The 21,939-nt window shown below is 63.8% G+C and carries 21 protein-coding genes and 1 pseudogene; 7 read left to right on the top strand and 15 right to left on the bottom strand.

Translation table 11 applies throughout. The annotated features are described in order from the left end of the window. Positions 1-20: 20 nt before the first annotated feature. Positions 21-1,457, top strand: a complete 1,437-nt coding sequence (gene rlmD / locus QFZ83_RS18390) for a 23S rRNA (uracil(1939)-C(5))-methyltransferase RlmD (RefSeq protein WP_306877573.1) — start codon at positions 21-23, stop codon at positions 1,455-1,457. 48 nt (positions 1,458-1,505) lie between these two features. On the opposite strand, the gene QFZ83_RS18385 is transcribed toward rlmD, so the two are convergent. After that, positions 1,506-2,207: a Bax inhibitor-1/YccA family protein gene (locus QFZ83_RS18385; RefSeq protein ID WP_306877572.1), complete on the bottom strand. Its 702-nt coding sequence runs from the start codon at positions 2,205-2,207 to the stop codon at positions 1,506-1,508. Between the two features lie 162 nt (positions 2,208-2,369). Between QFZ83_RS18385 and QFZ83_RS18380 the strand changes: the two genes are divergently transcribed. Further along, positions 2,370-2,777 carry a heme-binding protein gene (locus tag QFZ83_RS18380; RefSeq protein WP_013540499.1) on the top strand — a complete coding sequence of 136 codons (408 nt, stop codon included), beginning with the start codon at positions 2,370-2,372 and terminating at the stop codon, positions 2,775-2,777. Between the two features lie 186 nt (positions 2,778-2,963). Here the strand turns inward: QFZ83_RS18380 and hemP are convergent, their stop codons facing one another. From hemP to bfr, 13 genes are all read right to left on the bottom strand, one after another. Beyond that, positions 2,964-3,176: a hemin uptake protein HemP gene (hemP, locus tag QFZ83_RS18375; protein ID WP_013540500.1), complete on the bottom strand. Its 213-nt coding sequence runs from the start codon at positions 3,174-3,176 to the stop codon at positions 2,964-2,966. Between the two features lie 97 nt (positions 3,177-3,273). Next, positions 3,274-3,687, bottom strand: a complete 414-nt coding sequence (locus QFZ83_RS18370) for a biopolymer transporter ExbD (protein WP_013540501.1) — start codon at positions 3,685-3,687, stop codon at positions 3,274-3,276. A gap of 5 nt (positions 3,688-3,692) precedes the next feature. After that, positions 3,693-4,409: a MotA/TolQ/ExbB proton channel family protein gene (locus QFZ83_RS18365; RefSeq protein WP_176658475.1), complete on the bottom strand. Its 717-nt coding sequence runs from the start codon at positions 4,407-4,409 to the stop codon at positions 3,693-3,695. Between the two features lie 22 nt (positions 4,410-4,431). Further along, a complete protein-coding gene (locus QFZ83_RS18360; protein WP_373424067.1) occupies positions 4,432-5,115 on the bottom strand; it encodes an energy transducer TonB in 684 nt (227 codons plus the stop codon). A gap of 101 nt (positions 5,116-5,216) precedes the next feature. Continuing rightward, positions 5,217-5,489 carry a bacterioferritin-associated ferredoxin gene (locus QFZ83_RS18355; RefSeq protein WP_013540504.1) on the bottom strand — a complete coding sequence of 91 codons (273 nt, stop codon included), beginning with the start codon at positions 5,487-5,489 and terminating at the stop codon, positions 5,217-5,219. 113 nt (positions 5,490-5,602) lie between these two features. Then, entirely contained in the window at positions 5,603-6,283 is a 681-nt protein-coding gene (locus QFZ83_RS18350) for a Fe2+-dependent dioxygenase (RefSeq protein ID WP_307508787.1), read from the bottom strand. A gap of 91 nt (positions 6,284-6,374) precedes the next feature. Then, complete coding sequence (locus tag QFZ83_RS18345; RefSeq protein WP_307508785.1) at positions 6,375-8,756, bottom strand: catecholate siderophore receptor Fiu; 2,382 nt, start codon at positions 8,754-8,756, stop codon at positions 6,375-6,377. Between the two features lie 240 nt (positions 8,757-8,996). Then, a complete protein-coding gene (locus QFZ83_RS18340) occupies positions 8,997-10,355 on the bottom strand; it encodes a sulfite reductase subunit alpha (protein ID WP_307508782.1) in 1,359 nt (452 codons plus the stop codon). After that, complete coding sequence (locus QFZ83_RS18335) at positions 10,352-11,350, bottom strand: FAD:protein FMN transferase (protein ID WP_307508781.1); 999 nt, start codon at positions 11,348-11,350, stop codon at positions 10,352-10,354. Before QFZ83_RS18335 ends, QFZ83_RS18340 begins: the two co-directional genes overlap by 4 nt. Before the next feature lie 19 nt (positions 11,351-11,369). Next, positions 11,370-12,179 carry a DUF4198 domain-containing protein gene (locus QFZ83_RS18330; protein ID WP_307508779.1) on the bottom strand — a complete coding sequence of 270 codons (810 nt, stop codon included), beginning with the start codon at positions 12,177-12,179 and terminating at the stop codon, positions 11,370-11,372. A gap of 50 nt (positions 12,180-12,229) precedes the next feature. Continuing rightward, entirely contained in the window at positions 12,230-12,730 is a 501-nt protein-coding gene (locus QFZ83_RS18325) for a DUF2271 domain-containing protein (protein WP_307512754.1), read from the bottom strand. A gap of 61 nt (positions 12,731-12,791) precedes the next feature. Next, positions 12,792-13,439: a PepSY-associated TM helix domain-containing protein gene (locus tag QFZ83_RS18320; RefSeq protein ID WP_307508777.1), complete on the bottom strand. Its 648-nt coding sequence runs from the start codon at positions 13,437-13,439 to the stop codon at positions 12,792-12,794. Positions 13,440-13,557: 118 nt separating this feature from the next. Next, positions 13,558-14,034, bottom strand: coding sequence for a bacterioferritin (bfr, locus tag QFZ83_RS18315; protein WP_013540512.1), 477 nt, complete (start codon positions 14,032-14,034; stop codon positions 13,558-13,560). Between the two features lie 260 nt (positions 14,035-14,294). Here bfr and ahpC point away from each other — a divergent pair, with 260 nt between their 5' ends. The 3 genes and pseudogenes from ahpC (at position 14,295) to QFZ83_RS18300 (ending at position 17,871) form a co-directional block, all read left to right on the top strand. Then, the gene (gene ahpC, locus QFZ83_RS18310) at positions 14,295-14,858 is read left to right on the top strand and encodes an alkyl hydroperoxide reductase subunit C (protein ID WP_013540513.1); all 564 of its coding nucleotides are present in this window, start codon (positions 14,295-14,297) and stop codon (positions 14,856-14,858) included. 90 nt (positions 14,859-14,948) lie between these two features. Further along, the gene (ahpF, locus tag QFZ83_RS18305; RefSeq protein ID WP_307508775.1) at positions 14,949-16,511 is read left to right on the top strand and encodes an alkyl hydroperoxide reductase subunit F; all 1,563 of its coding nucleotides are present in this window, start codon (positions 14,949-14,951) and stop codon (positions 16,509-16,511) included. 135 nt (positions 16,512-16,646) lie between these two features. After that, positions 16,647-17,871: pseudogene (locus QFZ83_RS18300) on the top strand (IS3 family transposase). 43 nt (positions 17,872-17,914) lie between these two features. Here QFZ83_RS18300 and QFZ83_RS18295 read toward each other — a convergent pair. Further along, the gene (locus tag QFZ83_RS18295; protein ID WP_306877557.1) at positions 17,915-18,736 is read right to left on the bottom strand and encodes a pyruvate, water dikinase regulatory protein; all 822 of its coding nucleotides are present in this window, start codon (positions 18,734-18,736) and stop codon (positions 17,915-17,917) included. A gap of 191 nt (positions 18,737-18,927) precedes the next feature. Between QFZ83_RS18295 and ppsA the strand changes: the two genes are divergently transcribed. After that, positions 18,928-21,321, top strand: a complete 2,394-nt coding sequence (gene ppsA / locus QFZ83_RS18290) for a phosphoenolpyruvate synthase (RefSeq protein ID WP_307508773.1) — start codon at positions 18,928-18,930, stop codon at positions 21,319-21,321. A gap of 135 nt (positions 21,322-21,456) precedes the next feature. Continuing rightward, the gene (locus QFZ83_RS18285) at positions 21,457-21,921 is read left to right on the top strand and encodes a hypothetical protein (RefSeq protein WP_307508770.1); all 465 of its coding nucleotides are present in this window, start codon (positions 21,457-21,459) and stop codon (positions 21,919-21,921) included. Positions 21,922-21,939 lie beyond the last annotated feature (18 nt).

Genomic DNA, 21,939 nt, shown 5'->3' with positions numbered 1-21,939 from the left:
CGCGCTGAGACAATCGGGGGATGACGGAATCCATCGAAGAAAAGAAAGTCCCCACGAATCCCGGCGAAGAATGGCTGAAAGTCGAGTCACTCGACCTCGACGCGCAGGGCGTTTCCCACAAGGCCGACGGCATGGTCATTTTCATCGAGGGCGCATTGCCTTTCGAGGAAGTGCAGTTCAACGTCCATCGCCGCAAAAACAACTGGGAGCAGGGCACGGTCACCCAAATCCGGCGCGAATCGTCGCAGCGGGTGCGCCCGGGTTGCCCGCATTTCGGCCTGCACACCGGCGCTTGCGGCGGTTGCAAGATGCAGCACCTGGACGCGGCCGCGCAAGTAGCCGTGAAGCAGCGCGCCATGGAGGACAACCTGTGGCACCTGGGCAAGGTGCGCCCCGACAACGTGTTGCGGCCACTCGAAGGGCCGGCATGGCATTACCGCTACCGTGCGCGCCTGTCGGTGCGCCATGTGGTCAAAAAGGGCACGGTGCTGATCGGCTTTCACGAGCGCAAGAGCCGGTACCTGGCCGACATGCAGGTGTGCCCGGTGCTGCCCAGGCAGGTCAGCGACATGCTGATGCCGCTGCGCGCGCTGATCGGCTCTATGGACGCACGCGAGACCTGCCCGCAGATCGAGCTGGCCTGCGGCGATGCGCCGGGTTCCACGGCGCTCGGCACCATCGCCTTGGTGCTGCGGCATCTGCAGCCCCTGTCAGGCGCGGATATCGATCGACTGAAGGCGTTCGCTGCAAAGAATGACGGCGTGCAATGGTGGTTGCAGGCCAAGGGGCCGGAGACGGTGAAGCTGCTGGAAGAAGGCGGCACGCCGCTCGCGTACCGCCTGCCCGAATTCGGCGTGACGATGCCGTTCAAGCCGACCGATTTCACGCAGGTCAATCCGCACATCAACCGCGCGCTGGTAGGCAAGGCGCTTCGCCTGCTCGACGTGCAATCCGACGAACGGGTCATCGACTGGTTCTGCGGCCTCGGCAATTTCACCTTGCCGCTGGCGAGCCAGGCGCGCGAGGTGCTGGGCATCGAAGGCAGCGACACGCTGGTGGCGCGTGCGACCGACAACTTCAAGAAGAACCAGCCCGCAACGAGTGCGCGTCGAGCGCTTTCGGCGACGCAGTTCGTGGCGCGCAACTTGTTCGAGATGACGCCGGCCATGCTGGTGGCGGATGGCAGCGCTGACAAATGGCTGGTCGATCCGCCGCGCGAAGGCGCTTTCGCGCTCGCCAAGGCTATGGCCGATCTGCATCAGCAGCCCGAGCTGCGCACCGATGGCTGGACGCCGCCCAAGCGCATCGTGTACGTGAGCTGCAACCCGTCGACGCTTGCGCGCGACGCTGGTTTGCTGGTGCATCAAGCGGGTTATCGATGCACCTTCGCGGGGGTGGTCAACATGTTCCCGCACACGGCGCACGTCGAGTCGATTGCGGTCTTCGACCTGGAATGAAAAAGGGCCCGAAAGGGCCCTTTGTTCTTGAGCGCGGTTTTCGCTCGCTCAGTCGCGTTCGCCGCCGAAGATGCCCAGCAGGGCCAGCAGGCTCTGGAACACATTGAACAGGTCCAGGTACAAGGCCAGCGTGGCGGTGATGTAGTTTGTCTCGCCGCCGTCCATGATCTGCTTCAGGTCATAGAGCATGTAAGCCGAGAAGATGCCGATGGCGGCCACCGAGATGACCAGCATGCCCGTGGTCGAGCCGACGAACACGTTGATGATCGCGCCGAACATCAGCACCATCGCGCCGACGAACAGGAACTTGCCCATGCCCGACAGATCGCGCTTGATGAAGGTGGCCAGCGAGGCCATGACGAAGAACACGCCCGCCGTGCCGCCGAAGGCCGTCATGACGAGTTCGGAGCCGTTCTTGAAGCCGAGCACCATCGCGATCAGGCGCGACAGCATCAGGCCCATGAAGAAGGTGAAGGCCAAAAGCACCGGCACGCCGGCTGCCGAGTTCTTGGTTTTCTCGATGGCGAACATGAAGCCGAATGCGCCGCCCATGAAGACGATCAGGCCGAGTCCGCCGGTGAGCGAGCGCGTGAGGCCGGTGCTCACGCCGAGCCAGGCGCCCAGCACGGTGGGCAGCAGGCTCAATGCCAGCAGCCAATAGGTATTGCGCAGGACGCGTTGGCGCTCCGCCTGCGGCAACGTCTGGCCGTAGCCTGTGGAAGTGTCGAGGGTGGTGACGCGGTCGTTCATGGCCGAAGCTCCTGTGGTTGCTGCTGCGCAGTTGGGCGCATTCTAGGTGTCTGCAAGAGGAGGGCGACTGAAAGACCGTATCCAGGTTGTTCTTAAGCGCCCAGGTGGTTTCGAGGCGGGCGGCCGTTATGCTGTCGGGTTTTTACGCAACCTGAGCTCAACATGAAGACCAAATCATTCCTCGAACTCGCCGACGTCAAGGCCATCGCCGCAGCGGCCGAAGCCGAGGCTCTCAAGAACAACTGGGCCGTGACCATCGCCATCTCGGACGATGCTGGCAACCTGCTCTGGCTGCAGCGCCTGGACGGTGCCGCGGCGTTGTCGTCGCACATCGCTCCCGCCAAGGCGCACACGGCCGCCATGGGCCGCCGCGAGAGCAAGGTCTATGAAGACATCATCAACGGCGGCCGCACGGCGTTTTTGACGGCGCCTGCTGTCCAGGGCCTGCTCGAAGGCGGCGTGCCGATCGTGAAGGACGGCCAGGTCATCGGCGCAGTCGGCGTGAGCGGCGTGAAGTCAAACGAAGACGCGCAGATTGCCAAGGCGGGCATTGCCGCAATCGGCCTCTGAGTCTTTTCTCTCCGCACAAAGCAAAACGCCGACTTCAAGGTCGGCGTTTTCTTTGGAGCGTTCAGCGTGAAAAAAAGCTTGGCTAGTCGGCGAACCGTTGGCTAGCAAAAAACGACCCTTCGGAGATAAATCTCCTTGAGTCGCCCCACGATGAAACTTGCGCGAAGGGCGGGCTGAGCGACTTATTTACTTGGTCAGGATCAGCTTGCCGAGTTTGGTGGCCTGGAGCCGGTAGAGCGAACCGTTGTGCATGATGCCAACGGTTTTGCTTCCTTTGAGAAGCTCCGTGCTTTCGACCATTGGCACCGGACGCGATGCCTGGATCGACGCATGACCGCCACCCGATTGGTCGAGCGAAGGATGGTTCAGAACAGTGAAGGCATTCGGTGTGGCTGGCATTTGAGGTTCCCTTATCGAAGCGATGAGTGAATGATAATGATTCTCAACAAGAAGTCAATCGCGAAGATTGATTTTTTTCACACGCTTCGAATTCAGTTCACTTCGCGTCGGGTTCGGTGATGAAGCCGATCTTCCTGACGCCGGCTTCCCGCGCTTCCGACATGGCCTTGGCCACGCGCTCGTAGCGCACGGCCTTATCGCCACGGATGTGCAGTTCGGGCTGCGGTTCCTTGGCGGCTTCGGCGGCAAGGCGGTTGGGCAGCTCGCTGTCGTCGATCTTCTGCTCGTTCCAGTAGTAGCTGCCGTCGGCCGTGACGCTGAACAGGATGTTCTGCGGCTTGGGCTGCTCAGGCTCGCTGCTGGCGCGCGGCAGGTCGATGTTGACCGCGTGCTTCATCACCGGCACGGTAATGATGAAGATGATCAGGAGCACCAGCATGACGTCGACCAGCGGCGTCATGTTGATCTCGTTCATCACCTCATCGGGTTCGTCTTGTGTTCCGAAAGCCATGGCGTTCAGCCCTTCTTGAGCGGAACCACGATCGCGTCGCCGCTACCGCTTTGCACGCGGGCGCCGGTCACGAAGTAGGCATGCAGGTCGTGGGCGAAGCTGTTGAGCTTGGTCAGCACGAACTTGTTGCCGCGAACCAGCGCGTTGTAGCCGAGCACCGCGGGAATCGCCACTGCGAGGCCCAACGCCGTCATGATCAGCGCCTCGCCGATCGGACCCGCCACCTTGTCGATGGTGGCCTGGCCGGCCGAGCCGATGCTCATCAGTGCGTGGTAGATGCCCCAGACCGTGCCGAAGAGGCCGATAAATGGCGCCGTTGAGCCCACCGATGCCAGGATGGCCAGGCCGGTTTGAAGGCGTGCGGTGAATGCGTCGATGCCGTTGCGGAGGGCTCGCGTGATCCAGTCGCTCACGTCGAGCGCATCGTGCAGGTGGGCCTTGGTGTTGCGGTGGTGGGCTGCCGCCTCGCGGCCTTCGAGCGCCAACGCGCGGAAGGGGTTGCTGTCGTCCTTGCCGAGCTTGTTCAGGGCGGTGGCGAAGTCTTCGCTGTGCCAGAAATCCTGCGAATTCTTGGCCAGGCGCTTGTACTTGATGACGTCGAGGGCCTTGACGATGATCACGATCCACGACGCGAGCGACATGCCGATCAACAGCACCGCGACGGCCTTGGTGACGAAATCGCCCTGATTCCAGACGTTCATCAAGCCAAATTGGGAATCCATACGAAGTTGCTCCAGAGAAAAATTAGTTCAAGACGTAGTTGACGGGTGCGTCATAGGACATGGCCTGAACCACGCCGTTGACCTTGCCGGGCACGAACCGGCATTTCATGATGTATTCGATGGCGGCCTCGTCCAGGCGGTCGAAGCCGCTGGATTTCTTGACCTCGGCACTCTTGGGAAGCCCATCGACGCCGACGAGCACCTTGACGATCACCTTGCCCTGTTCGCCGAGCCGCTTGCTCATCGCGGGGTAGACGGCCTTGGGGTTCTGCAGGTAGTCGGCGTTGCTCGAGGGCAGTTGCACCGCGGGCGGAGCCGGGGGGGCCGGCGGCAACGCGGGAGGAGCTGGCGGTGTCGGTGCGGCCGGCGGCGCTGGCGGAGGAGGAGGTTCCGTGGTGCCCGCGGGCGCCTGCGGAGCTGGCGTGGGCCTGGGTTCGCGGATGGCTTGCGGCCGCGGAGGAGGCGGCGCCTTGGCCACCTTCGGTGGTGGCGGCGGCGGCGGGGGCGGCTCCACCTTGGGTTTCGGCGGCTCGACGAACTGGCTCATGATTTCGACCGGAATCACCACTTCGGCAGCGCGCCGCAGCAACCCGCTTTGCAGCGCCCAGAGCGCAGCCGCGTGAAACACGATGACACCGCTCGCAATGACGACATTGCGCGAGAGGCCAAAAACCGAGGGGGGAGGGGCAAAGCGGTCAGACACGATCAACCATTCGAGTGCGGGCACGCCAAAACGTGCCCCGATTGCAGCAAAACCGCTACGACGTTACTTGCGAAAAATCCACCAGACCGACCCTGCGACCAGGATCAGGCTGCCGCCGAGTGCCGAGACGAGTTCCATGCCTTGCTTTCCGTAATGGAGTTGGCAAGCTGGATCGCCCTCGGACCCGATTCGCGATTCAACGCGGCGGTCGGATGCGAAGCGCTGCATTGCGCGACGATATCGCGCGCACATCCTTCACATTGGCCACATTGTGTGGCCACGCCCAGCTCGAATTGCACTTCGTCAAAAGTCATGCCGGCTCGCACATGGCGTGCGATTTCACGGTCAGAAACTCGATGGCAGACGCAAACGATCATGGCTGTGAAGCGGGCAGTTGGCTGGCTGTTGGTTGCTCGATTATAAATAAGAATCCATCGCATTTGCAATAACTATGGTGTTACTGGGCTTATCGACGACTCTCCGGCGCCCGCTATACCTCCGACCAGAGCCGCAATAGGTTGTGATAGTGGCCCGTCAGCGCCACCGTCTCTTCGCATTCGCCCAGCCGGGCGCGCAATTTCTGGATGTTCTGGTCGAGCTCGAACAGCATGCTGCGCTGCTGGTCGTTGCGCACCATGCTCTGGAGCCAGAAGAACGAGCAAACCCGCGCCCCGCGCGTCACGGGGTGAACGCGGTGCAGGCTGCTTGCCGGATAAAGAATGAGGTCGCCGGCCGGCAGCTTCACTTCGTGCGAGCCATAGGTGTCTATCACCTCGAGCTCGCCGCCGTCGTAGTCTTCCGGATCGCACAGGAACAGCGTGCAGGACAGGTCGGTGCGCAGTTGCTGGCCACCTCCGGACAGCGCGCGCACCGCTCCGTCGATGTGGACGCCGTAGTGCTCGCCCCCTTCATAGCGATTGAAGAGCGGCGGAACAAACCGCGAGGGCAGGGCGGCCGAAAAGAAAAGCGAATGACGCGCCAGCGCAGCAAGCACCGTGGCCCCGAGTTCGCGCCCGACAGCCGATGACTCCGGCAATTGCCGGTTGCGCTTGACCTGCGCGCCTTGCGCGCCAACCGTCTCGCGGCCATCGATCCAGTTCGTCCCATCCAGCGCGGCGCGCATGTCGCGCACCTGGGCGGGACTCAAGACGTCGGGCACATGCAGCATCATTTTTCAGGCACTCCGCAAAGAGAAAAGCCCCGGCACGGGGCCGGGGCTCGAGTTTCGCACCACGCCGGGCGGACCCGGCAGGCAACAAGGATCAGAACGCGAAGTTCGCGGTGATCTTTGCCGAGCGGGGCGTGCCCGGCGTGTAGCGGTAGCCGCTCTTGTTGATGGCTGCTGCGTACTGCTTGTCAAACAAGTTGGAGACGTTCAACTGGATGTCGACGTTCTTGTTGATGCGGTAGGACGCCATGGCGTCGAACACCCAGTACGCGTCGATATAGGCCGGCGTACCCACCGCGCCGTCGGTGCCGCGGTGCAGCTTGCCGTTGTAGCGCGCGCCGCCGCCGATGGTCAGGCCGAACGGGAACTGGTAGGTGGTCCAGGCCGTGAAGGCGTTCTTCGGCGTGTAGACCAGCACGTTGGTGCCGTCGGCGGTGACGTTGGGACCGCTCTGGACCTTGGTGTCCATCGTCGTGAACCCGGCCGTCACGCCCCAGCGTTCGGTGATGCTGCCCGCCAGGCCCAGTTCGATGCCCTGAACGCGCTTCTTGCCGCTCTGGTAATAGACCGAGGTGTTGGTCGGGTCCTGCACCACTTCATTGGTCACGTCGGTGCGATAGATCGCGCCGGTCAGCGACAGCTTGTCGTTCATCACGTCCCACTTCGTGCCGATTTCGAAGGTCTTGGCCTTCTGCGGCAGGAAGTCGGTGCGGGCGGCGCTGTTGCCCGAGCCGGCTGCCGACAGCGAGAAGTTCGCGCCGCCCGGAGGCTGGGCCGACGTGCCGTAGGCAGCGTAGATGCTGCCGTTCTTCACGGGCTTGTAGACCACGCCGATCTTGCCGGTGAACAGGTTGTCCGAGAGCTTGAGCGACGAGGGCACGAGCGTGCCGACCGGCAGGCCAGGGTTGGTCGTTGCGGTCGACAGCGTCGAGCCCTGGAACGACGTGTTGTAGTGGTCGAAGCGCAGGCCGCCCGTGATCTGCCACTGCTCGTTGAGCTTGACCGTGTCGAAGGCATAGAGGCCGACCGTGTTGGTCACGCCCTTGCTGTCGGCGCCGCTCTGGATGCGGCTGTAGCCGTTGACGTAGGGGTTCGGTGCGTAGAGGTTCGCAGCCGGCCACGCGCCGTTCTGGATCGCTTTGCCGTTGAACAGCGCGCCTGGAGCGAAGTAGCCCAGGTTCGACTGTTCTTCGCGGATCAGCTCCACGCCTGCGCTCAGCGAGTGGCTCACGCTTCCGGTGCCGAACTTGGCGGTCACGTTCGTCTGGTTGACGAAAATCGTGTTTTCCTGGTTCTTGCTGGTTGGCGAATTGCGCGTGACTGCCCAACTGGAGGGAAGGCCCGGGATCGGCGTGCTGAGGAATGCCGTATTGGCGGAGGGAGGCGGGTTGCCGTTGGTGCCCAGGCCGCCAAGCATGAACGACGTCAGCATGTAGTCCTGCTTCGTCTTGCCGTAGCGCGTGGTGTTGCGCAGCGTGACGTCGGGCGTGAAGTCGTGCTCGACGCGCGCGGTGAACATGTCCGCCGTGACCTTGTTGAAGTCGTACGACGTGCCGTAGAAGTTCTTCGAATCGACCGGTGCAGCGTAGTTCAGGAAGCTGCGGCGACGTGCGCCGAGCGCCGTCGGATCGGGGTTCGAGTAGCTGGGCAGGCCGATGGTCGGCACGCCGCCGTCGGGGACGTTGTCCTGGTCGACGTGCAGGTAGTCGAAGTAGAAGCGCGTGGGCGAGTTCAGGCCGAGTGCGATCGATGGCGCGATGGCCGTGTGCTTGTTCTTCACGAAGTCGCGGCCGGCAACGCCCGAGTCTTCCGTCACCGCGTTCAGGCGGAATGCCGCGCCGATGCCGTTGGCGCTGCTGAGCGACTTGTTCCAGTCGATGCTGCCGCGCTTGTAGTCGGCGCTGCCGAAGCCGATCGAGCCGAGGAAGCTGTCTTCGAGCTTCGGCTTTTTGGTCACGAGGTTGATGTAGCCGGTAGGCGAGGTGCGGCCGACGTCGGTACCCGACGGACCCTTCACGACTTCGACCTGCTCGATGTTGAACACGTCGCGCGAGATCGAGCCGAGGTCGCGGATGCCGTCCACGAAGATGCTGCTGGAGCTGTCGAAGCCGCGCATGAAGACGGCGTCGCCGGTGTTCGTGTTGCCGTTCTCCCCGAGGAAGAAGGTGCCCACGCCGGGCGTGTTGCGCAGCGCCTCGGTCAGCGTCGTCGCGCCTTGTTCGCGGATGACCTGTTCCTTGATGACCTGCACGGTTTGCGGCGTGTTCAGCAGCGGTGCCGTGAACTTGGGGTTGGCCGACGTGTCGGTCTTGTAGTCGACGCCTGCGGAGTCCTGCACGCGAACTTCGGGCAGTGCGCTGTTTGCCTGCGCAAAGGCGGCGGGGGCCGCAATGGCCATCAGCGTTGCGGCGGCAGCGCCGGAGAGGTGGGGAACGGCGCGCGCGACGGCGTGTTTGCGGCTCTTGATGTAGGCCATGTAGTTTTCTCCGAAAAGGGGCGGCGAACTGAAGGACTCGACTGGCGATGTCCGCACGCACGCTTTCAGAGTGAGAAAACCGCTGGACTGGCTGGGTGAGTCAATTTGCGCTGGAGCGCAAAGCGATGCGAATAATAGTGTTTCTCATTAACCTTTGAGAGACATTTGCAAACTTAAGCCATAAGTTTTGCCGCACTGTTGTCAGTAAGCAACTGACCCGCTTGCGAGTCCGCTCGAAGGTCAATAGACGTCGCGGCGATATCGTCCGGCGACCGACAACTCCGCCCAGCGTGCAGGGCCGGCAATCTGCTTCAAGGCGGCATCCACGCCCGACGCCATGCCCTGCAGGCTCCCGCAAACGTAAACGGCCGCGCCGTTGTCCAGCCATGTGCGCAGTTGGTCGGCCGATTGCAGCAGCCGGTGCTGCACGTAGAGGCGTTCGGGTTGATCGCGCGAGAACACCATGTCGAGCCGCTGCAGCACACCGAAAGACTGCCAAGCCTCGATTTCCTCGCGGCAGAGGAAGTCATGAGCAGCCTGCCGTTCGCCGAACACCAGCCAGTTGTCGTTGCGGCCTGCTGCCGCACGGGCGCGCAGATGAGCGCGAAGGCCGGCCAGCCCGGTGCCATTGCCGATGAGGATCAGCGGCCGCGTTTCATTACCGTCGAGGCGGAAGGTGCGATGTGGTCGCAGGCGCAGTGCCACCGAATCTCCAAGCGTGAGCGTCGAGGTGAGCAGGCCCGATGCGGTGCCGAGCGTGCCATCGGGATGCTGTTCCTGGCGCACCAATAACTGCAGTTCGCCATCGGCGGGCAGCGACGCGATCGAATAGTCGCGAGGCCGCGCTGGGTCGCTTGCAACGGCGATCTGTACCAGGTCGCCTGAAGCCCAGTGAGGCATCGCTCCCGACTGCGGCACCAGACCCAGCTGGAAGACCGGCGCACCGGCGCTGCCGGCGTTCAGCAGCTCGCGCGTCGTGAGTCGCCACGGCGCGAATGCGTCGGCCGGATCTTCCTGATCGGCGGCAACGTCGCCCCACCGAGCCTGCCAATCGGCCAGTGCGGCAGGGTCGCTGTTGTCGACCTCGATGCATTCGAAATCGCGCCTGGCTCCGGCCGCATGCAGCCACGCATCGAGTGCGCGACCGAAGCCGCAGAAGTTCTTGTACTGGCGGTCTCCGAGCGCCAGCACGGCATAGCGAAGCGAAGACAAGGCGACAGGTGAATCCATCACCCGCTCCGCGAACACGCTGGCGCCATCGGGCGCATCGCCTTCGCCATACGTGCTGGCCACGAAGAGCGCGTGGTCGGCGGCGCTGAGCGTGGCGGCGTCAAGGGCGTTGAGCTCCATCACGCGCACTGGCGTCCCCGCCGCACGCAGCTGCCGCGCCGTCTGCCAGGCGATCGTCTCTGCCTGGCCGGTCTGGCTGGCGAACAGCACGAGGGTCGGCGGCGTTCCGCCGTCGGTCGACAGCGCTGCCGCTTCACGGACTGCCGCGGTGTGTTGTCGTCGCTGCCGCGCGTAGATGGCAAGGCACAGCGCCGCATAGGCCGTCGCCGTGGCGCCCGCGCCCAGCGTGCGCAACATCGCCTCGGTCATGCTCCGTTCTGCGCGATCCAGGCGCGCGTGGCTCGCGGAACCAAGTCGTCGTGGGCGATGAACATGGCCGCGATCTCGTGGCGCTCTGCGAAGGCGAGGCCGTCGTCCGGCCCCAGCACGGTCAGCACGGTGGCCAGCGCATCGGCCTGCATGCACTGCGCATGCAGCACCGTGACGCTCGCCAGCGGGTGCACGACCGGTTCGCCATTGCGCGGATCGATGGTGTGCGACCAGCGGCGTCCCTCGTGCTCGCGGCGGTGCCAGCGGTCGCCTGATGTGGCGATGGCCATGTCGGCCAGCGCAATGCGCTGCGGGGCGGGCGATTCGCCATCGACCATCACCCGCCACGGCTGCCCATCCGGACGGCGACCGATGCCGCGCAGTTCGCCGCCGATCTCGAACAGCAGGTCGGTGAGGGCTAGCCCGCGCAATGCCTCGACGCCGTGATCGACCGCGAAACCCTTGGCGATGCCCGAGAGATCGAGCGCGACGTTCCCCGGCTGCAGCAGGGTGTCGTGTGCTTCGTCGAATTCCAGCTGCTGCCAACCCGTGTGCGTGCGCAGGCCGGCGATGGCTTCGGGTGAGGGCAAGCCGCTCTCTTCCGCGTCAGGGCCGAAGCCCCAGCAAGCCACCAGCGGACCGACAGTCGGATCGATCGCGCCTCCGCTGACGCGCGCCCAGTGAAGGGCGCAGCGCATCACCTCGGCGAACTCCTCGGGCAGCGCGTGCCGCGAGCCCGCAGGCGCAACGTTGAAGCGGCTGATGTCCGACGCCGGCTCCCAGTGGCTCATCTGCGCGATGACCCGCGCAAGCGCCGCATCGACCGCTTTGCGCACGTGTTCCAGCGGAAGCATCCGCGGGTTGTCGAAGCGAAGCGACCAGGTCGTGCCCATCGTCTGCCCGCCCAGTTGCTGCAGGCGGGCAGGGTCGGCGCGACGCGGGACGGCCGCGTTGGCGTAACCGCCTGCACGCCAGGTGCTGAACGAAAGTCCCAAGGGAGCGCCGTCTCAGGGATCAGGGCATCACTTCAAGCGTGGCCGCGTAGGTCAGGCGGCGTTCCTTGGCTTGCGGCACGGTGGTCTTGGTGTCCTTGGTGCTGGCGTCCAGCCAATACATGCCGGCGGTCGGCCATGTCACGCTGAACTGGCCCTTGTCGTCGGTCTTGAGCTTGATCTCTTCGAGCTTGTCGCGGTACTGCGTGTTGCCGGCGGTGACCGTCACTTCGAGGTCCTTCGCGGGCTGGCCGTCGAGGTTCAGCGTGAAGCTGGCTTTTTCGCCCTTGACCAAGTCGGTCGGGCTGCCCGCGACGATCAATTCCAGACCCTGGCCGATCGGCTTGAGCGCCGAGGGCTTGCCGACCGTCACGAAGGTCTCGATGCGGCCCGACGACTGCGTGATGGCGACGTCCTGCGCATCGGCCGGAATTTCCTTGCCGATGGTCTCGGCCGTGCCGCGTGCGCGCTTGTTCTGGCCCGTGGCCTTGTCCTTCCAGCTCGCGAAGGCGCCCCCGTTGACCACGGCGATGCGGTACGTGCCCGGCTGCGCCACGCTCACGTCGAACACGTTGCGCAGCTTGAGCTTGGCCTCGCTCTCGGGTTTGACGTTGCTGCCATCGGGTGCGGTGATCTGCAGGCCTTCGAGCCGCAGCGGCGCGTGGTTCGCGACGAACAGGTCGTTCGACACGGCGGCATCGACGGACACGGTGTCGGCCTTGGAAAACACGGTGGACGAGGGCAGCAGCCAGGCGTTGTGCGCCATGGAAGCGGAAGCAATGGCCGACAGGGCGATGGCGAGGCCGGTGGCGCGCAGGATGGAGAGGGTCATGGGGGGGCCTTGATGGATGAAGCTTGCGGAGAAGGGCGGTTCGTCGTCGATCAGGGCTTGAGTTCGAGCTTGATCTCGCCGAGCTCTTCCTTGCCCGTTGCGGTCGGCTGTGCCGCCGCGGTGGGCGGCCACTGGAACGGAATACTCACGACCTCGCGGCCGCCGACTTCACGCGCCGCTTCGACGACCAGCTTGTAGGCGCCGGGTGCGAGCTTTGGCATCGCTGCAGAGCCTTCAGTGAAGTTCAGTTGATGCTTGCCGGCAGGCTTGGTCGCGCCGGTCACGCCATCGACCGGCACCGCGAGTTCGCGGCCGCCCCGGCGCCACCACTGGCGCATGTCCTTGAGCCACTTTGTGCCTTCGCCTTCGGGGTTGTTCGTCTTGGTGCGCACGTCGTACCAGACGGCGAGGGTGCCGGCGACCGTGTTGTCCGCGCGCTCGATCCAGGTCGCCACATAGGGGCGGTGGTACTCGGAAACGTTCAGCCGGGGAATCTCGATGTTGACGGCGAGGCTCGCCGCGAAAGCCGGGGTTGCGAGCAGCGCCGACATGGCGATTGGCGCGAGTGAGTAGCGAACGTGCACGGGAAACCTCTTTTTCCTGAATCGAAGATCAATGAATGAACAGCAGCGCGAGCAGCACCGGCACGACCAGGCCCATGCCCACCATCGGCCAGGTGAACGGCCGGTTGCCCGCGTGCATCTTGAGAATGAACAGCCCGGTGATCGAAAAGACCAGCGCGGCGCCCGCGAAGATGTCGATGAACCAGCTCCAGGCGGTGCCGGTGTTGCGGCCCTTGTGCAGGTCGTTGAAATAGGAGAGCCAGCCGCGGTCGGTGCGCTCGTATTCGATCTCGCCGTCGGCCAGGCTCAGGCGCAGCCAGGCGTCGCCGCCGGGGCGGGGGAGCGAGAGATAGATTTCGTCATCGGACCATTCGGCATCGTGGCCAGCCGTGCTGACGTCCCAGTTCTTCCGGACCCAGCCTTGCAGCTCGGCGGGCAGGGGCGCCTTGCCTTTTTGTGCTTTGGCGGCGGGCAGTTGCCGTTCGAGGCGGGCGCGCAGCGGCTCGTCGATCGTGCCGTTCAGCTTCGTGATGGCGGGCTTGGCCTCGATCTGCCCTGCGTGGTTGAGGGTGAAGCCCGTGACGCTGAACAGGATCATGCCGATGAGGCAGATCGCCGAACTCACCCAGTGCCATTCGTGCAGGGTCTTGAGCCAGTAGGCACGGCGGCGGTTGTCGGGGCGGGCGGCGGCAGTCATCGAAGGCGCGGATTCTATCCGTGCAGATGAGAATGACTGCTATTTGACAGTCGTTAAGTTACGTAAAGCAATAAAAAACGGGACCGAAGTCCCGTTGCATGAGGTCGAAAGATCGCTCTTATTCGAGCTCGCCCATTTGCGATTGCAGGTAGTTCTGCAGGCCGACGCGGTCGATCAGGTCGATCTGGGTTTCGAGGAAGTCGATGTGCTCTTCCGTGTCGTCCAGGATTTCTTGCAGCAGGTCGCGCGAGACATAGTCGCGCACCGATTCGCAATGCTGGATGCCGTCCTTGATGGTGGCTTGCGCGCCCGTTTCGGCGCCGAGGTCGCAGCGCAGCAGTTCGGGCACGTCTTCACCGATGTTCAGCTTGCCGAGATCCTGCAGATTGGGCAGGCCGTCGAGCATGAAGATGCGGTCCATCAGCTTGTCGGCGTGCTTCATTTCGCCGATCGATTCCTCGTATTCCTTCTTGGCCAGCTTGTCCAGACCCCAGTGCTTGAGCATGCGGTAGTGCAGGAAATACTGGTTGATTGCGGTGAGCTCGTTCTTGAGCTGCGCCTGCAGATGTTCGATGACCTTGGGGTCGCCCTTCATGATTTTTCCTTGTTCTGAAAGCGGTGATTGTCAGAGGGGCCGATGCGTGCTTGCAAGCAATCCCATGCTGCGCCGGTCTGCATGCGTGTGATGGTGATACACGTTCGTATTGAGGCTTGCCGAAAGCTGCATCCGGCCCATCGCAAACATAGCAAGCTCCAATACTTTTAATAGTTGATATCTATTGAAGACTATATATTGGTAGTTATACTCATGGCTCGCACTTTTTTTGTCCACCCGCAGCATCCAAGGAATCACCCATGTCCCTGATCAACACCCAAGTCCTTCCCTTCAAGACCCAGGCCTACCTCAACGGCAAGTTCATCGATGTGTCCGACGAGACGCTCAAGGGCAAGTGGTCCGTGCTGATCTTCATGCCGGCGGCCTTCACCTTCAACTGCCCGACCGAAGTCGAAGACGCGGCCGACAACTACCCCGAGTTCCAGAAACTGGGCGCCGAGGTCTACATCGTGACCACCGACACGCACTTCTCGCACAAGGTCTGGCACGACACGTCGCCGGCCGTCGGCAAGGCCAAGTTCCCCCTGGTCGGCGACCCGACCCACACGCTGACCAACGCTTTCGGCGTGCACATCCCCGAAGAAGGCCTGGCACTGCGCGGCACCTTCGTGATCAACCCTGACGGCATCATCAAGACCGCCGAAGTGCACTCTAACGAAATCGCCCGCGACGTGAAGGAAACGCTGCGCAAGCTGAAGGCCGCCGTCTACACCGCCGCTCACCCGAACGAAGTCTGCCCGGCCAAGTGGAACGAAGGCGACAAGACCATCGCTCCGTCGTTCGACCTCGTCGGCAAGATCTAAGCGCTCCCGTGCGAAAGCCCGGGCGCTCACGAGGCCCCGGGCTTTTTTGTCCCCAGTTGATAGTTTTCAGTTATCGAAAGTGAGTTCGCCATGCTCGACGCCAGCACCAAAGCCCAATTGAAGAGTTACCTCGAACGCGCCACGCAGCCGATCGAGATCGTCGCTTCGCTCGACGACAGCAAGGCCTCGGGCGAGATGCTGTCGCTGCTCAAGGACGTCGCCGAGTCCTCGCCGCTGGTCAAGCTGACCGAGAGCCGCGACGACAACCACCGCAAGCCCTCGTTCTCGATCAATCGTCCGAGCGAGAACCACGGCCCGCGCTTCGCCGGCCTGCCGATGGGCCATGAATTCACTTCGCTGATCCTTGCGCTGCTGCAGATCGGCGGCTACCCGCCCAAGGTCGAGCAGGCCGTGCTCGACCAGATCAAGGCGCTCGACGGCGATTTCGAGTTCGAAATCTACGTCTCGCTCACCTGCCACAACTGCCCCGACGTCGTTCAGGCGCTGAACCTGATGGCGGTCCAGAACCCGCGCATCCGCACCACGATGATCGAAGGCGGCACCTTCCAGGACGAAGTGAAGGAACGCCAGATCCTGGCCGTGCCGACCGTCTTCCTGAACGGCACCGAATTCGGCCAAGGCCGCATGAGCCTGGAAGAAATCCTCGCGAAGATCGACACCAGCGGCGTCGAGCGCGAAGCCGCGAAGATCGCCGCCAAGGACCCGTTCGATGTGCTGATCGTCGGTGGCGGCCCCGCTGGCGCGGCCGCCGCCGTGTACGCCGCGCGCAAGGGCATCCGTACCGGCGTGGCATCGGAGCGCTTCGGTGGCCAGGTGCTCGACACGCTGGGCATCGAGAACTTCATCTCGATCAAGGAAACCGAAGGACCGAAGTTTGCCCATGCACTCGAAGAGCATGTGCGCGACTACGACGTCGACATCATGAATCTGCAACGTGCGAAGGCCCTGGTGCCCGGCAACGACCTGATCGAAGTGCAACTGGAAAGCGGCGCCTCGCTCAAAGCCAAGTCGCTCATCATCTCCACCGGTGCGCGCTGGCGCAACATCAACGTGCCCGGCGAGCACGAGTTCAAGAACAAGGGCGTGGCCTACTGCCCGCACTGCGACGGCCCACTCTTCAAAGGCAAGCGCGTCGCGGTCATCGGCGGCGGCAACTCGGGCGTCGAAGCGGCAATTGACCTGGCCGGCATCGTGGGCCACGTCACGCTGATCGAGTTCGACACCGCATTGCGTGCCGACGCAGTGTTGCAGCGCAAGCTCCACAGCCTGAAGAACGTCGACGTGTTCACCAACGCGCAGACCACCGAGATCACCGGCGACCAGAAGGTCAACGGCCTGGTCTACAAGGACCGCGCGTCGGGCGAACTGAAGAAGGTCGAGCTCGAAGGCGTGTTCATCCAGATCGGCCTCGTGCCCAACACCGACTGGCTCAAGGGCGTGGTCGAGCTCACGAAGCACGGCGAGATCATCGTGGATGCGCGCGGCCAGACCTCGGTGCCGGGCGTGTTTGCTGCGGGTGACGTGACGACCGTGCCGTTCAAGCAGATCATCATCGCGGCCGGCGACGGCGCGAAGGCGGCGCTCGGCGCGTTCGATCACCTGATCCGCACTTCGGCTCCAGCTGCCGCCTGATCGAGCAACGCAGCTCGGGCTTTGGCGGCCGAGCGACAAACTCCAAAAGGGCTACCGATCAGGTAGCCCTTTTTTTGCCTGCTGACCCGTCCTGCCCAGCGTTGACACCTTTCATCAGTGAAAGGAAAAAGCGCAATGGGCACAGGCGTCAAGAGAACGCAGCGTGACTACACGATGGCCTTCAAATTGGCTGTCGTCGAGCAAGTGGAAAAAGGGGAGCTGACCTGGGGCCAAGCGCAGAGTCGCTATGGGATCCAGGGCAACTCGACAGTGTTGAACTGGCTGCGCAAGCACGGTCGCCAGGGGTGGGGTCGTGCGGCATCATCGGCGGCTATGCCGATCGACAAGACAGCCATTGCACGGACGCCAGAACAGCGGATCAAGGAATTGGAAACGCAACTTGCCATGGCGCAGGAGAAGGCCCGGTTGTTCGAAGCGGTGCTGGAGGTCCTGAAGAAGGATCACGGCGTGCGTGTCGTAAAAAAGCCTTCGGGCAAGTCCTCGCGCAAGGCCTCGTCCAAGGGCTGAGCGTGACGCGGGCCTGCCACCACATGGGCATCAGCCGTCAGGCGTACTACCAGGGCCAGCACAGGGCCACCCGGCGCCACGAACGCGCCGAAGCGGTGGTGCAGTTGGTCAAGGAACAGCGCATGCGCCAGCCGAGACTGGGTACGCGCAAGCTGCACTACCTGCTGCGTGAGCCGTTGCAGCGCCAAGACATCGAATTGGGGCGTGATGCGATGTTCGACGTGCTGCGCAACGCGCGCCTGCTTGTGGCGAACCGCCGGGCGTACCACAAGACGACGGACAGCCATCATCGCTTTCGCCGCCACCCGAACCTGGTCAAAGCGGGGCCTACGCAGATTCGCGTCACGCGCAGCGAGCAGCTTTGGGTGGCCGACATCACGTACCTGGCCACGGTCGACAAGGTGGTCTACCTCAGCTTGGTCACCGATGCGCATTCCCGCAAGATCGTGGGCTGGCACGTCCATGCCAGCCTGCAGACGGAGGAGGTGGCGCGGGCCCTGAAGATGGCGCTGCGCGAGCGAAAGACGCGCGAGCAACCCGTGCATCACTCTGATCGCGGCATCCAATACTGCTCGAACTACTATCAGGCGCTGCATCGCCGCCATGGCCTGAAGTGCTCGATGACCGACGGCTACGACTGCTACCAGAACGCACTGGCCGAGCGCATCAATGGCATCCTCAAGACCGAATTCCTGCTGAGCCAGCCAACTGACCTGGCTCAGGCCAGACGACTGGTGCCGAGTCCGTGCAGATCTACAACCACGAGCGGCCCCATCTGTCGCTCAAAATGCAAACGCCCGATGCTGTGCATCGGGCGTCCGTGGTCGGCTGAGGCCGGCTATTTGGGTGTCAACGCAATTCAGGACGGGTCATGCTCAGTACGTCAGCCTCTCCGGCCGCAACTCCTGCAGGATCGTCGTCGCGATTTCCTCGATCGACTTGGTGGTGGTCGAGAGCCAACGGATGCCGGCGCGCCGCATCATCGCTTCGGCTTCGCTCACCTCGTGGCGGCAGTTCTCCAGGCTCGCGTAGCGCGAGTCGGGCCGTCGCTCGTTGCGGATCTCGCTCAGGCGCTCGGGCTGGATCGTCAGGCCAAAGATCTTCTTGCGGTGCGGCATCAGCGCCGGCGGTAGCTGGCGGCGGTCGAAGTCCTCGGGGATCAGCGGGTAGTTGGCCGCCTTCAAGCCGTGCTGCATCGCCAGGTAGAGCGAGGTGGGCGTCTTGCCGCTGCGGCTCACGCCGACCAGGATCACGTCGGCGCCCTGCAGGTCACGGTTGCTCTGGCCGTCGTCGTGCGCCAGGCTGAAGTCGATCGCGGCGATGCGGGCGTTGTATTCCTTGCTCTTGCTCACGTCGCTGAAGCGGCCGATGCGGTGGTTGGACTTCACCGCCAGCTCGATTTCCAGCGGCCGCACGAAGGTGCCGAACATGTCCAGCAGCATGCCTTTGCAACCGGTTTCGATCACTTCCAGCACGTCCATGTTGGCCAGCGTGGTGAAGACGATGGGCCGCACGCCCTCGAGTTCGGCCGTGTGGTTGATATGCCGCACCGCCTGGTGCGCCTTGTCGACCGTGTCAGTGAAAGGCAGCCGCACGTGGCGCGGCTTCATCTCGAACTGGGCGAGCACGGCGTTGCCGAAAGTCTCGGCGGTGATGCCGGTGCCGTCGGAAATGAAGAAAACAGTGCGTGTCTGCATGGTGTTGCTCTTGCGGCCTTGTCCTGCGGCGCGGGCGACCTTGCCACGCCTACAATCCGGTCCATTATCGGGAATCCGCTTTCCCAACCCCCCATTCTTCTCATGCAGGCCGCTTCCGCACCCAAAGCAACGACAACGATCGTGCCGCGCCGCCTGCATGCAGCACCGGTTTCAACTTCTGGAGCTTCCCCATGTCTGCACTTTTCGACGCGACCGCCCTGGTCGTACCGTTTGAAAACCTGAGAATGACCGACGTCGAGGCGGTTGGCGGCAAGAACGCCAGCCTCGGCGAAATGATCTCGCAACTGCCCCAGGGCGTGCGGGTGCCGACCGGTTTCGCGACCACGGCCCACGCCTTCCGCCAGTTCCTGGCCCACGACGGCCTGGCCGACAAGATCAGCAAGCGCCTCGCGGCGCTCGACACCGAAGACGTGCGCGCCCTGGCCACGGCCGGTGCCGAGATCCGCGCCATGGTCGAGTCCCAGCCTTTTCCGGCTGACCTGCAGAAAGCCATCGGCGAGGCCTTCGCCACGCTGAGCGCCGGCAACCCGGAAGCCTCGTTCGCCGTGCGTTCGTCGGCCACTGCCGAAGACCTGCCCGACGCCTCGTTCGCGGGCCAGCAGGAAACCTTCCTGAACGTGGTCGGCATCGACGACGTGCTGCACAAGATGAAGGAGGTGTTCGCCTCCCTCTACAACGACCGCGCCATCAGCTACCGCGTGCACAAGGGCTTTGAGCACGACGTGGTCGCGCTCTCGGCCGGCGTGCAGCGCATGGTGCGCTCCGACCTCGGCGCCGCCGGCGTGATGTTCACCATCGACACCGAATCGGGCTTCGACCAGGTGGTGTTTATCACCTCGAGCTACGGCCTCGGCGAAACGGTGGTGCAGGGCGCCGTGAACCCCGACGAGTTCTACGTGCACAAGCCGACGCTGCGCGCCGGCAAGCGCGCGGTGATCCGCCGCAACCTCGGCTCCAAGCTGATCCAGATGGAGTTCGCCACGCCCGAAGAGAAAAAGGCCAGCGGCAAGCTGGTGAAGACCACCGACGTCAAGGCCGAGCAGCGCAACCGCTACTCACTGAGCGACGCCGACGTCGAACAACTGGCCAAGTACGCACTGGTCATCGAGGAACACTACGGCCGTCCGATGGACATCGAGTGGGGCAAGGACGGCACCGACGGCCACCTCTACATCCTGCAGGCGCGCCCCGAGACGGTGAAGAGCCAGCAGCAGGGCAAGGCCGAGCAGCGCTACAAGCTGCTGGGCAAGGGCGCAGTGCTCGCCGAAGGCCGTGCCATCGGCCAGAAGATCGGCACCGGCCCCGTGCGCCTGGTGCACAACATCAGCGAAATGGACAAGGTGCAGGCCGGCGACGTGCTCGTCACCGACATGACCGACCCCAACTGGGAACCGGTGATGAAGCGTGCCGCTGCCATCGTCACCAACCGCGGCGGGCGCACCTGCCACGCGGCCATCATCGCGCGCGAACTTGGTATTCCGGCCGTGGTCGGCTGCGGCGACGCGACCGACCTCCTGAAGGACGGCACGCTGGTCACCGTGAGCTGCGCCGAAGGCGACACCGGCTTCATCTACGACGGCCTGCTCGAAACCGAAGTGACGGAAGTGCAGCGCGGCGTGATGCCGGAAATCGACATCCAACTGATGATGAACGTGGGCAACCCGCAGCTCGCTTTCGACTTCGCGCAACTGCCGAACCACGGCGTGGGCCTGGCCCGCCTCGAGTTCATCATCAACAACAACATCGGCGTGCATCCGAAGGCGATCCTCGACTACCCGAACGTCGACAACGACCTGAAGAAGGCCGTGGAGTCGGTGGCCCGCGGGCACGCTTCGCCGCGCGCCTTCTACGTCGACAAGGTGGCTGAAGGCATCGCGACCATCGCGGCGGCGTTCTGGCCGAAGAAGGTCATCGTGCGCCTTTCGGACTTCAAGTCGAACGAGTACCGCAAGCTGATCGGCGGCAGCCGCTACGAGCCGGAAGAAGAGAACCCGATGCTGGGCTTCCGCGGCGCGGCGCGCTACCTGAGCGCCGATTTCGGCGAGGCCTTCGCGATGGAGTGCGAGGCGCTCAAGCGCGTGCGCAACGACATGGGCCTGGTGAACGTGCAGATCATGGTGCCCTTCGTGCGCACCCTGGGCCAGGCCGAGCGCGTGACCTCGCTGCTGGGCGAGCATGGCTTGAAGCGCGGCGAGAACGATCTCAAGCTGATCATGATGTGCGAGGTGCCGAGCAACGCGATCCTGCCGGAAGAGTTCCTGAAGTACTTCGACGGCTTCTCGATCGGATCGAACGACCTGACTCAGCTCACGCTGGGCCTGGACCGCGATTCGGGGCTCGAGCTGCTGGCCGCCGACTTCGACGAGCGCGATCCGGCCATCAAGGCGCTGCTGAGCCGTGTCATCAAGGCCTGCAAGGCCGAAGGCAAGTACGTCGGCATCTGCGGCCAGGGGCCCAGCGACCATCCGGACTTCGCGCTCTGGCTGGCGGAAGAGGGGATCGAATCGATCTCTCTCAACCCCGACAGCGTGATCGACACCTGGCAGCAGCTCGCCAAGCGCTGAGCTCGGCCGTCGCGCCGGATTGCGGAAATCCCCATGGGGGGAATCCCGCGAGGCGTGGGTGTTTTTGAAACAAATTGCGTATTTGATGCCAGACTTCTGAGACTCACGGGCGTATCCCGGAAGGGGAAGACCAACATGATTCTTGTGAAGACGCCAGCGGGCCATCAGGCCTTGAAGGACCGCTCGGTTCCCATGACGCCGCGCCAGCGCTCGGCGTTCATTCTTTTCGACGGCAAGCGCACGGTCGACGAGGTGCTCGCCAACGGCATGGGCATCGTCCGGGAGGACATCGACCACATGGTTGCGCTGGGGCTTCTGGAGCCGGCGGATGGCAGTGCTCCCGCCGAGGTGGCGAAGCCGGTCACTCCGGCCGCACTACCCGCGGCTGGCGCTTCGGGCCGCAGCAAGCAGCAGCGCTACAAGGACGCTTACCCCATCGCCATCCAGCTCACTGGCGGCCTGGGCCTGATGGGGTTCCGGCTCAACCTGCAGGTCGAGGGCGCGACGAGTTACGAAGACCTGCTGGCGCTGGCGCCCAAGATCCGGGCCGCGGTCGGCGCTGAGAAGGCCGCCGCTCTGGACAAGGCCCTCAACGACTGAGGTGCCTTGCCGGATTGT

Source organism: Variovorax sp. W1I1, assembly GCF_030815625.1.
GTDB classification, from domain to species: domain Bacteria; phylum Pseudomonadota; class Gammaproteobacteria; order Burkholderiales; family Burkholderiaceae_C; genus Variovorax; species Variovorax paradoxus_C.
Note: the sequence above shows the minus strand (reverse complement) of the source record. Positions and strands in the feature narration are given on the sequence as shown.